Origin of the sequence: Thermobifida alba (assembly GCF_023208015.1) — a bacterium.
In the GTDB taxonomy this organism is placed as follows: domain Bacteria; phylum Actinomycetota; class Actinomycetes; order Streptosporangiales; family Streptosporangiaceae; genus Thermobifida; species Thermobifida alba.
Genome location: NZ_CP051627.1, coordinates 2,994,046 through 3,007,817, shown reverse-complemented (window position 1 = coordinate 3,007,817; position 13,772 = coordinate 2,994,046). Strand labels below are relative to the sequence as shown.

12 protein-coding genes are annotated in these 13,772 nt (G+C 72.5%); 9 read left to right on the top strand and 3 right to left on the bottom strand.

Annotated features, from left to right (window positions below; translation table 11 throughout):
• The first annotated feature begins 64 nt into the window (after nt 1–64).
• Genes purN through FOF52_RS13240 form a run of 3 tightly spaced genes read left to right on the top strand, consistent with a single transcriptional unit; the run spans nt 65 to nt 3,172 of the window.
• Nucleotides 65–697 carry a phosphoribosylglycinamide formyltransferase gene (gene purN / locus FOF52_RS13250; protein ID WP_282574072.1) on the top strand — a complete coding sequence of 211 codons (633 nt, stop codon included), beginning with the start codon at nt 65–67 and terminating at the stop codon, nt 695–697.
• Nucleotides 694–2,262 (top strand): bifunctional phosphoribosylaminoimidazolecarboxamide formyltransferase/IMP cyclohydrolase, encoded by a 1,569-nt coding sequence (gene purH, locus FOF52_RS13245; RefSeq protein ID WP_248590274.1) that lies wholly within the window; start codon nt 694–696, stop codon nt 2,260–2,262. Before purN ends, purH begins: the two co-directional genes overlap by 4 nt.
• A 58-nt stretch (nt 2,263–2,320) precedes the next feature.
• Complete coding sequence (locus tag FOF52_RS13240) at nt 2,321–3,172, top strand: bifunctional methylenetetrahydrofolate dehydrogenase/methenyltetrahydrofolate cyclohydrolase (RefSeq protein WP_248590273.1); 852 nt, start codon at nt 2,321–2,323, stop codon at nt 3,170–3,172.
• Nucleotides 3,173–3,218: 46 nt separating this feature from the next.
• On the opposite strand, the gene FOF52_RS13235 is transcribed toward FOF52_RS13240, so the two are convergent.
• Complete coding sequence (locus FOF52_RS13235; RefSeq protein ID WP_248590272.1) at nt 3,219–3,824, bottom strand: FHA domain-containing protein; 606 nt, start codon at nt 3,822–3,824, stop codon at nt 3,219–3,221.
• Between the two features lie 479 nt (nt 3,825–4,303).
• Between FOF52_RS13235 and FOF52_RS13230 the strand changes: the two genes are divergently transcribed.
• Together FOF52_RS13230 and FOF52_RS13225 are read left to right on the top strand one after the other, a co-directional pair.
• A complete protein-coding gene (locus FOF52_RS13230) occupies nt 4,304–4,672 on the top strand; it encodes a DUF3017 domain-containing protein (RefSeq protein WP_248590271.1) in 369 nt (122 codons plus the stop codon).
• 213 nt (nt 4,673–4,885) lie between these two features.
• Nucleotides 4,886–6,103, top strand: a complete 1,218-nt coding sequence (locus FOF52_RS13225) for an NADP-dependent isocitrate dehydrogenase (protein WP_248590270.1) — start codon at nt 4,886–4,888, stop codon at nt 6,101–6,103.
• A gap of 305 nt (nt 6,104–6,408) precedes the next feature.
• On the opposite strand, the gene FOF52_RS13220 is transcribed toward FOF52_RS13225, so the two are convergent.
• Nucleotides 6,409–7,623 (bottom strand): LCP family protein, encoded by a 1,215-nt coding sequence (locus FOF52_RS13220; protein ID WP_248590269.1) that lies wholly within the window; start codon nt 7,621–7,623, stop codon nt 6,409–6,411.
• Between the two features lie 107 nt (nt 7,624–7,730).
• Complete coding sequence (locus FOF52_RS13215; RefSeq protein WP_248590268.1) at nt 7,731–8,915, bottom strand: galactokinase family protein; 1,185 nt, start codon at nt 8,913–8,915, stop codon at nt 7,731–7,733.
• 611 nt (nt 8,916–9,526) lie between these two features.
• Between FOF52_RS13215 and FOF52_RS13210 the strand changes: the two genes are divergently transcribed.
• From FOF52_RS13210 to FOF52_RS13195, 4 genes are all read left to right on the top strand, one after another.
• A complete protein-coding gene (locus FOF52_RS13210) occupies nt 9,527–10,726 on the top strand; it encodes a glutamate--cysteine ligase (protein WP_248590267.1) in 1,200 nt (399 codons plus the stop codon).
• Nucleotides 10,713–11,945: a M20 family metallopeptidase gene (locus FOF52_RS13205; RefSeq protein WP_248590266.1), complete on the top strand. Its 1,233-nt coding sequence runs from the start codon at nt 10,713–10,715 to the stop codon at nt 11,943–11,945. Before FOF52_RS13210 ends, FOF52_RS13205 begins: the two co-directional genes overlap by 14 nt.
• A gap of 75 nt (nt 11,946–12,020) precedes the next feature.
• Nucleotides 12,021–13,127: an adenosine deaminase gene (locus tag FOF52_RS13200; protein WP_248590265.1), complete on the top strand. Its 1,107-nt coding sequence runs from the start codon at nt 12,021–12,023 to the stop codon at nt 13,125–13,127.
• Nucleotides 13,124–13,693, top strand: a complete 570-nt coding sequence (locus FOF52_RS13195; protein ID WP_248590264.1) for a PH domain-containing protein — start codon at nt 13,124–13,126, stop codon at nt 13,691–13,693. Before FOF52_RS13200 ends, FOF52_RS13195 begins: the two co-directional genes overlap by 4 nt.
• The last annotated feature ends 79 nt before the right edge of the window (nt 13,694–13,772 follow it).

Here is a 13,772-nt window from a genome sequence, read left to right as displayed (position 1 = left end):
CGCGTCGTGCCCGGGGCCGGGGGCCCGCGGTCCCCGCGTCGTCCGCACACAGGGAGGAAGCACACTGTCGGTGCGAGTAGTCGTCCTCATCTCGGGCACGGGAAGCAACATGGCGGCCCTGCTCGACGCGGCGGCGGACCCGGCCTACGGCGCCACGGTCGTCGCGGTCGGAGCCGACCGCGCGGCCGCCGGTCTGGCCCGCGCCGAACAGGCGGGAGTGCCCACTTTCGTGGTTCCCTTCTCGGAGTACCCGGACCGGGACGAGTGGAACCGCGCGCTCGCCGCGCGCATCGCGGAGTTCGCCCCGGACCTGGTGGTCTCCGCCGGGTTCATGCGCATTCTCGGCCGTGAGGTGCTTCGGGAGAACACGGTCGTCAACATTCATCCGGCGCTGCTGCCCGCGTTCCCCGGAGCGCACGCGGTACGCGACGCGCTGGACTACGGGGTCAGGGTCACCGGCGCGACCGCGCACTTCGTGGACGAGGGCGTGGACACCGGGCCGGTGATCGAACAGGTCGTGGTGCGGGTCGAGGACGGTGACGACGTCGCCACGCTGCACGAGCGCATCAAGACGGTGGAACGCCGCATGCTCGTGGACGTCGTGGGCAGGCTCGCCCGCCACGGCTGGGCCCTGAACGGTCGACAGGTGAAGCTGGGCGGTGCGCCCGGTACGGACGTGACAGAGGAGAACCGGTGACACAGCAGGCCATCCGGCGTGCGCTGATCAGTGTTTACGACAAGACCGGGGTGGAGGAGCTGGGCCTCGGGCTCGCCGAGGCGGGGGTGGAGATCGTCTCCACCGGTTCCACGGCCTCCCGGCTGGCCGAGGCCGGGGTCGAGGTCACCCCGGTCGAGGACGTCACCGGCTTCCCCGAGTGCTTCGAGGGCCGGGTCAAGACCCTGCACCCGAAGGTGCACGCGGGGCTGCTGGCCGACCGCACCAAGGCCGACCACCGCGCCCAGCTCGACGAACTCGGTATCGCCCCGTTCGACCTGGTCGTCGTCAACCTCTACCCGTTCGCCGACACGGTGGCGTCGGGCGCCTCCCCCCAGGAGTGCATCGAGAAGATCGACATCGGCGGTCCCGCGATGGTGCGTGCCGCGGCGAAGAACCACGCGAGCGTCGCGGTGGTCGTGGACCCGGCCCGCTACGACGAGGTGCTGGAGGCGGTGCGGGACGGCGGTTTCACGCTGGAGCAGCGCAAGCGGCTGGCCGCGGCGGCCTATGCCCACACCGCGAGCTACGACGCCGCGGTGGCCGGCTGGTTCGCGTCGACCTACGCTCCCGACGAGGTGGCGGAGCAGGCGGGCTGGCCCGAGTTCACCGCGGTCACCTACACGCGGCAGACGACGCTGCGCTACGGCGAGAACCCGCACCAGGGCGCGGCGCTGTACCGGTCCGCGGACCCGGCGGACCGGGGGCTGGCCGGGGCGCGGCAGCTGCACGGCAAGGAGATGTCGTACAACAACTACGTGGACGGCGACGCCGCGCTGCGCGCCGCCTACGACTTCGCCGACCCGTGCGTGGCGATCATCAAGCACGCCAACCCGTGCGGGATCGCGGTGGGTGCGAGCATCGCCGAGGCGCACCGCAAGGCGCACGCCTGCGACCCGGTGTCGGCCTTCGGCGGGGTGATCGCCGCCAACCGTGTCGTGGACGAGGCCATGGCCGCTCAGGTCGCCGAGGTGTTCACCGAGGTCGTGGCGGCTCCCGGGTTCACTCCCGAGGCCGTGGAGATCCTCACCCGCAAGAAGAACATCCGCCTGCTGGAGGTGGCTGAGCCGGACCGCGCGGCACGCCCGGAGCTGCGGCAGATCAGCGGAGGGCTGCTGATGCAGGCGGCCGACCTGGTCGACGCGCCCGGCGACGACCCCGCCGCCTGGCAGCTGCGGGCCGGCCGGGCCGCCGACGAGGCGACGCTGGCGGACCTGGCGTTCGCCTGGCGCGCGGTGCGGGCGGTGAAGTCCAACGCGATCCTGCTGGCCGCCGACCGCGCCACGGTGGGCGTGGGTATGGGCCAGGTCAACCGGGTGGACTCGGCCCGGCTGGCGGTCACCCGCGCCGGGGACCGGGCCAAGGGCTCGGTGGCCGCGAGCGACGCCTTCTTCCCGTTCCCGGACGGGCTGGAGGTGCTGATCGAGGCGGGTGTGCGGGCCGTCGTGCAGCCGGGCGGCTCGGTGCGGGACGAGGAGGTCATCGCCGCGGCCGAGCGCGCCGGGGTGACCCTGTACTTCACCGGGACCCGGCATTTCTTCCACTGATCCGGCTCAGCGTTGACCGCGAGGCCCGCTCGGCCTCGCCGAGGAGAGAGGCACCACGGTGACAGCACAGGTGTTGGACGGAAAGGCGACCGCCGCGGCGATCCGGGCGGAACTGAAGGAGCGGGTGGCGGCGCTGCGGGCCCGCGGGGTCGTGCCGGGGCTCGGCACGGTCCTGGTGGGCGACGACCCGGGCAGCCACTCCTACGTGCGCGGGAAGCACCGCGACTGCGCCGAGGTGGGGATCGCCAGCATCCGCAAGGACCTGCCCGCGGACGCCACGCAGGCCGACGTGGAGGCCGCGGTGGCCGAACTCAACGCCGACCCCGCGTGCACCGGTTACATCGTGCAGCTTCCCCTGCCCAAGGGGCTGGACGAGAACCGGGTGCTGGGGCTGATCGACCCGGACAAGGACGCCGACGGGCTCCAGCCGTCCAACCTGGGCAAGCTGGTGCTCATGGAGGAGGCGCCGCTGCCGTGCACGCCGCGCGGCATCGTGGAGCTGCTGAACCGCTACGGTGTGCCGCTCAGGGGCGCCGAGGTGGTCGTGGTCGGACGCGGGGTGACCGTGGGCCGGCCGCTGGGGCTGCTGCTGACCCGCCGGGCGGAGAACGCGACGGTGACGCTGTGCCACACCGGGACCCGCGACCTGGCCGAGCACACGCGTCGCGCCGACATCGTGGTGGCCGCGGCCGGTGTTCCCGGACTCATCACCGCGGACATGGTGCGTCCCGGGGCGACCGTGCTCGACGTGGGGGTCTCCCGGACCGAGCAGGGCCTGGTCGGCGACGTCGCCCCGGACGTGGCGGAGGTGGCCGGGTACGTGTCCCCCAACCCGGGCGGGGTGGGACCGATGACCCGCGCGATGCTGCTGGTGAACGTGGTCGAGGCGGCCGAGCGGTCGCTGTCCTGAGCCGGTTCCGGCGAGAGGCCGCGGGCGGCGGCCTCTCGCCGGACGGTCAGCTCGCCCGGCGCTGCCGTTCGGAGGGCGGCACGGGGCGCACCAGTCCCAGGGCCACGACCTCGTTGGCCAGGCGGGTGCGGCGGTTGACCCCCTCGGCGATGCGGAACTTCTGGTAGAGGCGGAGCAGGTGCTGTTTGACCGCCGCTTCGGTGACCACGAGGTCCTCCGCGATCTGCCGTGCGGTCGCGGGAGCGACGAACGCGTCGTCGGACAGGGCGGGACGGCACAGTGAGGTCAGGACGTCGACCTCGCGGCGGGTGAGCTCGGGGGCGCCGCCCCGGCGCAGTTCCACCTCGGGACGGAGGTCCTCCTGCGGCAGGCCGCCGACCGTGCAGCGGGCGGCTCCGAAACTGATGACGTCGCCTTCGTTGAGGACCCGGCGGGCGATGGGGCGGCCGTTGACCCGGGTGCCGTTGCGGGACAGGCCCATGTCGACGACGTAGACGTACGGGCCGCGGCGGACGAGCTCGGCGTGCAGCTGCGAGACGCTCGGATCGGAGAGGACGATGTCGGTGCCCCTGCCGCGTCCGACCGTGGTCACCTCGGCGGTCAGGGGGTGGACCTCGCCGCTCTCCTCGACCCGTATGTGGGGGCCGTCCACGGTGGTTCCTCCTGTGGTGGAGCGCGACCGGTGCGGATGGTGGCGACGGGGGAAGGCGGGGGGTGTCGCGCCGGTTCCGGCACGGCTGGATGCCGTCGATTGAGTGGGATTCATAGGGGTTGTCCTCGCTCGCCCGTGGCACTCATCTCATGTCTGGTTACCCGCGAGGTAGGACTTCTATGCCCTTACCAATCAGTAGGGCAGAACTTTGGGGAGATTGACGACATTTCGGCGAGAATGGGACGGTAGGCCGAAGAGTTTTCGGCAGACCGATTCGACCGCCGCTCGTCGGGGACGGTCAATAGAATGAAGGCCACGTGTGGCCAACGGCGGGACAGAGCCGCCGGGACGGCGACGCGGGGCGCTCCCGCGGAGCGCTTCCGGCCGCGCGCACGTGCGGCCGGAGCCCGTCGTGCCGCGGCGGGCCTCGTTGCCCCGGCCGGTCTCCGGGGCGGGTATGCGCGAGCGTGAGGTGTGCGGTGAGCCAGGAAACGGTGGAGGCGGCGGGGCGGTCGGACACGCCACAGCCCACGGGCGAGAACGAGCCGGTCGGGAAAGAGGGCGCGGACCCGGCCGCCGAGGAGGGTCCGGGCTGGCTGGACCAGGTTCCCTACCTGCTGGTGCTCGCCACGATGGGCGCGGGCATCGTGGTGGTCGCCGCGGCCTACTTCAAGCGGGGTCCGGCCATCATCGCCGGCTCCCTGCTGCTGGGCGCGGTCCTGCGGGCGGTCCTGCCCACCGAGCGGGTGGGCATGCTGGCGGTCCGCCGCAGGTGGGTGGACGTGGCCACACTCGTCACGCTCGCGGTGCTCCTCATCGTGCTGGCCTGGGTGGCCCCGCAGCTGTGACCGTTTTCCGCGACTAATAAGCTTGATATCGAGATACCGCAGAGTCATAACAGACCGGAGTGCCCCCAGACAGGCGCGACGTCCCGGAACCGTCCGGGAGCGGGCCGAACGGGGCGCTCCCGCGGCGATCAATGAGCCGCGGGCAGGGACGCCGTGACACGGCGCCGTGTCCGCGGTCCGGCCACACGCCACACGAAGGGACAGCCACGAGCCATGGCCAAGATCAAGGTTGAGAACCCCGTAGTGGAGCTCGACGGCGACGAGATGACCAGGATCATCTGGTCCTTCATCAAGGAACGGCTGATCCTGCCGTACCTCGACATCGACCTCAAGTACTACGACCTGGGCATCGAGGAGCGCGACCGCACCGACGACCAGGTGACGATCGACGCGGCCCACGCCATCAAGAAGTACGGCGTCGGCGTCAAGTGCGCGACCATCACCCCCGACGAGGCCCGGGTCGAGGAGTTCGGTCTCAAGAAGATGTGGCGGTCGCCCAACGGCACCATCCGCAACATCCTCGGCGGCGTGGTCTTCCGCGAGCCGATCATCTGCTCCAACGTGCCGCGGCTGGTCCCCGGCTGGACCAAGCCGATCATCATCGGCCGCCACGCCCACGGCGACCAGTACAAGGCCTCCGACTTCAAGGTCCCCGGCCCCGGCACGGTCACCATCACCTACACCCCGGAGGACGGCGGCGAGCCCATCGAGATGGAGGTCGCCAAGTTCCCCGAGGGCGGCGGCGTCGCCCTCGGCATGTACAACTACCGCAAGTCCATCGAGGACTTCGCGCGGGCCAGCTTCAACTACGGCCTCGACCGCAACTACCCGGTGTACATGTCTACCAAGAACACCATCCTCAAGGCCTACGACGGCATGTTCAAGGACGTGTTCGCCGAGATCTACGAGAACGAGTTCAAGGAGAAGTTCGAGAAGGCCGGACTGACCTACGAGCACCGGCTGATCGACGACATGGTCGCCGCCGCGCTCAAGTGGGAGGGCGGCTACGTCTGGGCCTGCAAGAACTACGACGGCGACGTGCAGTCCGACACGGTCGCGCAGGGCTTCGGCTCGCTGGGCCTGATGACCTCGGTGCTGCGCACCGCCGACGGCCGGACCGTGGAGGCCGAGGCCGCGCACGGCACGGTCACCCGCCACTACCGCCAGCACCAGCAGGGCAAGCCCACCTCCACCAACCCGATCGCGTCCATCTTCGCGTGGACCCGCGGTCTGGAGCACCGGGGCAAGCTCGACAACACCCCGGCGGTCATCGAGTTCGCCACCACCCTGGAGGACGTCGTCATCAAGACCGTCGAGGGCGGCCAGATGACCAAGGACCTGGCGATCCTGATCAGCCCCGACCAGGAGTGGCTGACCACCGAGCAGTTCCTCGCCGCGCTCGACGAGAACCTGCAGAAGCGCCTGGCCTGACGCCGTCGGCGGACCCGGGGCCGCAGTCGGCCCGCACGGGAGGGAGGCCCGGCCCCGGAGTCCGCCCGTTCGTCCCGGTCTGCCGGGCCGGGGTTTGCCCACTCTTGACAAGAGTCCGCCGGTGCTCTTTACCCGGCGGCCCCTAGTGTTGAAGACACGCAGGGAACAACAGACTTTTCTCCGAAGACGACGTGGCCCGTCGTGCAGCCGCTGGGGGGTAGGCGCACGACGCGGAGCGTCACCAGGGAGGCCCCGCAGCCGTCACGGCGCGGGGCCTCTTTCTGGTCGTGGTCCGCCGGGGCGGATCAGTCCTGCATCGCCGATTCCGGGATCGGCTCGCCCTCGCGCATGGCCGAGAACATCTCCTCCGCCCGGGCCTCGTCCCACAGCACCACCGAGCCGACCTCCAGGGTCGGGGTGGAGCCGACGGGGACCGCCGTCGTGGCCGGGGAGTCCCGCATGGCCATCGCCATCCACGCCAGATCCGCCAGGCTGTCGCCCTCGTCCACGGTGAACGTCTCGGTGCCGTTGAGCACCAGGGGGACCGAACGGAACGGGTTGAGCAGGGTGCCGGGAGCGGTGGCCTGCCCGACCAGGGCGCTGAAGAACTCGCGCTGCCGCTGGATGCGGTCCAGGTCGGCGCGCGGCGTCGCCCGGGTGCGCACGTAGCCCAGGGCGGTCGGACCGTCCATCACCTGGCAGCCCGCCTCGATGTCCAGTCCGGCCTTGGGGTCCTCCATCGCCTCCTCGGGGCACAGCTCCACACCGCCCACGGCGTCCACGATGTCGACGAAGCCGGCGAACCCGATCTCCACGTAGTGGTCGATGCGCACCCCGCTGGCCTGCTCGAAGGTCTGCACCAGGGTGGCGGGCCCGCCGCCCAGCGCCTCGGCGTAGGCCGCGTTGATCTTGTTGGCCCCGATGCCGGGGATGTCCACGTAGGAGTCGCGGGGCACGCTGACGACGGCGGGCCTGCCGTCGTCGGGCACGTACAGGACCATGATCGTGTCGGTGCGCTTGCCCTCGGCCCTGCCGGTGCGCAACTCGTCCATGTCCTCTTCGCTGAGGCCCTCGCGGCTGTCGGAGCCGACGATCAGGTAGGTGGTGCCCGGCTGCTTCTCGGGACGGCCCTCGTAGTCGACCAGCGCCTCCACGCGCCGCAGTCGGGAGTTGGCCCAGAAGTAGCCGACCGTCGGGAGCAGGACCAGCAGCACCAGGAGGATGACCGCGACGTTCCGGCGGCGTCGGGCGCGGCGTTCGCGTTCCCGGCGCTCCCGCCCGGTCCCGTCACGGCCCCGGTCCCGGGAGGGGCGGTGCGGCGGGGCGCCGTCGCCGGCCCGCGGCATCCGGCGGGTCGCGGACCCCTCCGACGCGGAGCGTGCGGACGGTTCCGGCCGGTAGAGGCTGTCGATCCGGTCGGGGATGCCGCCGTCGGGGTTGCGTCGGAACACCCCGGTCCGGTCCTGACCCCCCGACGGTCCGCCGGGGGCGCGGTCGTTCGTGTTCGGTCTGTCAGCCATCGTGTCGATCGCCTCTTCGTTCGCGGCGGTCCGCCTGGTTCACGTCCTTTTGGACGTGCCACATGCTAGGAGGGTTCAGGGTCGGGACGCCGTTTCCCGCCGCCGGTTCAGCGCAGCCTGCGGGCGCCCTGCGCGGGCTCGGCGACGCCCAGGAGCGGCGGGGGCCAGCGGCGCGCGGTGAAGGCCGCGCGGATTCCCGCGCCCACCGGATCCACCCGTTCGGCGGGGACCAGGGCGACGGCACGGCGGCCGGAACCGGCCATCCGGGCGCCCCGGGCGCCCCGGCGCACGGCCGTGTCCGCGGCGGTGTCGAGGCGCGGGCAGGCCGTTGCGAAGGCGTCCCGCAGTGACAGGTGCGCGGTGCTGAGCGCCGGTCCCATCTCCTCGGCCGCCCCCGCGTGCAGCAGGCCGACCACCGCGTTGACCCGGTGCGTCTCGGTGACGGCGTGCCGTACCCGTTGGCGCAGCACCGCGTCGTCCAACGCGGCCAGCGCCTCCGCCAGGTCGGTCACCTCCCGCAGGGAGGACACGCCCAGGGCGGCGGCGGCGCGGGCGTATTCGGCCCGCCGGTCGGCGGCGAGCCGTTCCGGCAGCGTGGTCGCGGCGTCCACGACCAGCAGACGCAGGCCCGCCGCGCCCAGCGGCAGCGGCAGTGAACGGCCCCGACCGGTCCCTCCGTCCAGCAGGAACGCGTGGTCGGCCGCGGCGCGCAGCGCGGTGTCGGGGACGGCGTCGGCGGTGTCGGGGGCGATGCGGTCGGCCAGGAGGTCCCGGGCGGTGCGGGCCAGGGCGGTCCGGTCCGCGGCGGCGTCCGCGCCCCGGTGGAGTTCGGTGGCGGCCAGCAGCACCGCGCAGGCGGCGGTGAGGGCCGGGGCGGCGTCGAAGGGGCCGAGGTCGAGCATGACCCGCAGTCCGTTTCCGGCGTGCTCCGGCGCGGACAGCACCGCGGGCACGGCCGCCGCCCAGTCGGGGACGCGGCGGGGCGGGCGGCGTGCGGTGAACCGGACGGCGCGGGCGGGGGAGCGGGTGGTGCGGACCTCCACGGCCGCCCCGTCGGCGGGGGCGAGCGCGGCCGCCGCCCCCCAGGGCAGGGCGACCGACAGCACCCGCGCGTCGGCACCGCCGAAGTGGTCGCCGAGCAGGGGAACGGTGGCCGGGGACCACCACACCCCGGCCGGGGCCGTGCCGTAGGCGGAGCGGAAGGCCGCCTCCGCCCGGTCCGCGGCCCGCGACGCCGCGACGGCGCTCTCGTCCACCGGGGTTTCCCTGCGGGCGGACCCGAACAGCCTCACGATGCCCTTCCTCTCGGGGAGTCGACGCGGCGACACACGCGGCGCGGGGCGGACACGCAGGTCACGGGGGACCGCGGACGGCGTGGGCGCCGGCTCCCACTGTAGGGGGCGGGCGGAACCGTCTGCTGCGGGGGGACAGGCGCCTCCACTGGGTAGAGAAACCGAATGACGCGCGTGGCGGAACTCTCCGCCGGAGTGTGACGGAGGCATTACGTGTTGGTCACTTCGGGGCCGTTTCCGTGTTCCTTCGGTAGCGTGGTGAATGGCGACGTGTTGCGGCGCTCGGTACCAGCCGGCCGCACCCGACGACTGTCACCGCGGGCCGTGTCCCGACCGGATCGGTCCCGGGACGGCAGCCCGGGGCAACGGGGCGGCACGGCCCAGAAGCACACTCCGTCGCTTTTCCGCGAGTCCGGTGAGATCTCCGCGTTTTCCGACCGGAGGGGACGGCCCCCCGCCGGTCCCGCGACCCGGTGTCTCGCGGTCCGCCACGTGCGTCGGCGATCAGCAGGGAGCGGAACGGCTATGCGGTGCATGCGGGGCATCCAAGGCGGTGTCCGGTGTGCCGCGCGGCCGGAGCGGTCCTGGTCCGGACGGCGCGGAGGGTGGACATGACCATCGAATTCAACTCCTCGAAGCGAGCCACCCTCGGGGTGGAATGGGAACTGCAACTGGTGGACCGGGACAGCGGTCACCTGCGCCAGGAGGCCCAGGAGGTCCTCGGGGAGCTGCCCGACCTGAGCGGGGGCGAGAACAACCCCCCGCTGCGGCACGAACTCATGCAGAGCACGATCGAGGTGGTCACGGGCATCTGCGAGACCGTCGAGGAGGCGCGGGAGGACCTCTCCGCCACCGTCGAACGGCTCACCCGGGCCACGGACCGCCGCGGGGTCGACCTGGCCTGCGCGGGCACCCACCCGATGGACGACTGGCGCGACCAGACGTTCGCCCCGGGGCAGCGCTACGGCGAGCTGGTCGAGCAGATGCAGTGGCTGGCGCGCCGCATCCTCACCTTCGGCGTCCACGTGCACGTCGGGGTGACCGACCAGGACAAGGTCGTCCCGATCGTCAACGCGCTCTCCAACTACCTGCCGCACTTCCTCGCGCTGACCGCCTCCAGCCCTTTCTGGAGCGGGCACGACACCGGTCTGGCATCCAGCCGTTCCATCGTCTTCGGCGCGCTGCCCACGGCGGGGCCGCCGCCGCGGCTGGCGCACTGGGGCGCTTTCGAGGAGTACATGGACACCCTGCTGCGCGCGGGCACCATCTCCAGCATCAAGGAGGTGTGGTGGGACATCCGGCCGCACCCGGAGTTCGGCACGGTCGAGATCCGGATGTTCGACGGGATTCCCACCGTGCGCGAGGTCGGGATGGCGGCGGCGCTGTCGCAGAGCCTGGTGCAGCTGTTCGAGCAGCAGCTCGACCGGGGATACCGGTTGCCCAGTCCGTCGAGTTGGGTGGTCAACGACAACAAGTGGCGGGCCACCCGGTACGGGTTGGACGCCCGCATCATCACCGACGAGCGCGGGAGCACCGTTCCCCTCCGCGACGACCTGTACGAACTGCTGCGCGAGCTGCGGCCGGTGGCCGAGCGCCTGGGGTGTGCCGAGGACCTCGACGTCGTCGCCGACATCCTGGAGCACGGCGCCTCCTACGAGCGGCAGCGGGCCATCGTCCGGCAGGGAGGCACGCTCAACGACGTGGTCGACGCGTTGACCGGGGAGTTTCGGGCCGGAGCGCCCGCGGTCGGGTCGGGTCGTGGTCGAACAGATCCGTCGAGAAATGGGGGTCCCTCGCATGCAGGGGCGTGACCTGCGGGAGCAGTTGGCCGTATTCCTGGCGCGCCGGGAACGGGAGTTCGTCGAGTTCCGCCGTGATCTCCACCGGCATCCCGAACTCGCCTTCGCCGAGCACCGGACGACGCAGCGGATCGAGGAGCGGCTCACCGAAGCCGGGCTCAAACCGCTGCGTCTTCCCCAGGGGACCGGGTTGATCTGCGACATCGGCGCGGGCGGCGGTCCCCTGGTGGCCTTGCGCGCCGACATCGACGCGCTGCCGCTCAACGACGAGAAGGACGTTTCCTACTGCTCCACGGTGCCGGGTGCCGCGCACGCCTGCGGGCACGACGTGCACACCACGGTCGTGCTGGCCGCCGGCCTGTTCCTGGCGCAGCAGGAGCGGGCCGGCGCGCTGCCCGGCCGGGTCCGGCTGCTCTTCCAACCCGCCGAGGAGCTTCCGGGAGGCGCCCGCGAGGTCATCAACGCGGGCGGACTGGAGGGCGTGGACCGGATCTTCGCGCTGCACTGCGATCCGCGGCTGCCCGTGGGACAGGTGGGGCTGCGCTCCGGGCCGATCACCGCGGCCTGCGACCAGCTGCTGGTCCGCCTGTCGGGGCCCGGGGGGCACACCGCTCGGCCGCACCTGACCGCGGACCTGGTCTACGCCCTGGGCAGGATCGTCACCGAACTGCCCGCCGCGCTGTCGCGGCGGGTGGACCCGCGGGCCGGACTCAGCCTGGTGTGGGGCCGGATCAGCGCGGGCTCGGCGCCCAACGCCATCCCCGACGACGGGGTCGTCGAGGGCACGGTGCGCTGCCTGGACGACGAGGCCTGGCACTCGGCCCCCGACCTGGTCAAGGAGCTGCTGGAGTCGGTGGCCGCCGCCTACGGGGTGCGGGCCGAGCTGGACTACCGCAGGGGGGTGCCGCCCACCGTGAACGAGTCGGGCAGCGTGGAGATCCTGCGCGACGCCTGCGTCCAGGTGCTGGGGCCGCAGGCGGTGGCGGCCACCCCGCAGAGCCTGGGGGGCGAGGACTTCGCCTGGTACCTGGAGAGCACCCCGGGCGCGTACGCGCGGCTGGGGACGCACTGGGCCGACCCCGACCGTCCCATGCTCGACCTGCACCGCGGCACCTTCGACGTGGACGAGGCCGCCATCGGCGTGGGGGTGCAGCTCATGGCCGCGACCGCGCTGACCGCGTTGCGGGCGGAGCAGCGGGGCGACCTCGACGGCGAGACGGAGGTGGCCTGACCCGCGGCCGGACGCGCCGGCGGCCGCGGCGCCGGTTGCCGGGGGTGGGACCCGTTCCGGTGGCATGCTGGCCCCATGACGAGCCACAGGCCGACCCTGGAGCAGATCCGCCGCGCCCCCAAGGTGCTGCTGCACGACCATCTCGACGGCGGGCTGCGGCCGCGCACGGTCGTCGAGCTCGCCGACGCCGTCGGCTACCCGGACCTGCCCGCGGACGATCCGGAGGAGCTCGGCGCCTGGTTCACCGCGGCGGCCGCCTCCGGTCCGCTCGAACGCTACCTGGAGACCTTCCGGCACACGGTCGCGGTGATGCAGACCCGGGAGGCGCTGGAGCGGGTCGCCGCCGAGTGCGCCGAGGACCTGGCCGCCGACGGGGTCGTCTACGCCGAGGTGCGCTACGCCCCCGAACAGCACCTGGTGGCGGGGCTGCGGTTGGAGGAGGTCGTCGAGGCGGTCCAGGCGGGCTTCGCGGAGGGCTGCCGCAGGGCCGCCGCGCGCGGCGCGGAGATCCGGGTGGGCACGCTGCTGACCGCGATGCGGCACGCGGCGCGGTCCCGGGAGATCGCCGAGCTCGCCGTGCGCTACCGGGACGACGGGGTGGTCGGGTTCGACATCGCCGGAGCCGAGGCGGGGCATCCGCCCACCAGGCACCTGGACGCGTTCGAGTACCTGCGGCGGGAGAACGCGCACTTCACGATCCACGCGGGGGAGGCGTTCGGACTGCCGTCGATCTGGGAGGCGCTGCAGTGGTGCGGCGCCGACCGGCTGGGGCACGGGGTGCGCATCGTCGACGACATCGAGGCGGACGACGGCGCCCGCGGCGGGGCGCGGCTGGGACGGCTCGCCGCCTACGTGCGGGACAAGCGCATTCCGCTGGAGATGTGTCCGAGTTCGAACGTGCAGACCGGGGCGGCCTCCTCCATCGCGGCCCACCCGATCGGGCTGCTGCGCCGGCTGCGTTTCCGGGTCACGGTCAACACCGACAACCGGCTGCTGGGGGGGATTACGCTGTCTGACGAGTTCGCCGCGCTGGTGGACGCGTTCGACTACGACTGGGACGATCTGGAGTGGTTCACGGTGAACGCGATGAAATCGGCCTTCGCGCCGTTCGACGAGCGCCTGGCGCTCATCAACGGCCGGATCAAGCCGGGGTTCGCCCAGCTCAAGTGGGAAGTACGGTGACCACCTTCCGGCAGCCCGTCTCGCACGTCCTGGGATGGGCCTGGGTGGTGCTCTCGGTGTTCCTGCTCGTCGACCTGGTGGTGCGGGGGAGCGATGTCCGCGCGGTGGTCTCCGGTGCGGTGCTGCTGGTCACCGTGGGGGCCGCCTACGTGCTGGGGGTGCGCCCCAAGGTCGTGACGACCGAGGAGGGGGTGCGCCTGGTCAACCCGCTGCGCGAGGTCTTCGTGCCCTGGTCCGCCTTCACCTGGGCCGACGTCACCGACGTGCTGCGGGTGCACGCCGGCGACCGGGTGTTCCGCTCCTGGTCGATGCGGGAGAGCAAACGCGCCGAGGTGCGGCAGAACCTGCGCCGGCTCAACGGTTTCGGGCAGGAGCGCGACGATCCGCGGCAGATGCGCCCCGCGGAGCGGGTGGCGTGGGCGCTGCGGTCGGAGGCGGAGCGGCGCAGGGCCCGTTCCGGGAGCGGGGACGCCTCGTCGGTGCCGACGGTGGTGTGGTCGCCCGACGCGGTGGCGGCGCTGGCCGTCCCGGTGGCGCTGTGTCTGGGATCGCTGGTGGTGATGTGACCGGACCCGCACTTGACCAGACCGACAGTGTAAGTTAGGTTAGGCATGCCTAAAGAGGTCGGGGGGTTGTGGTGCGCGG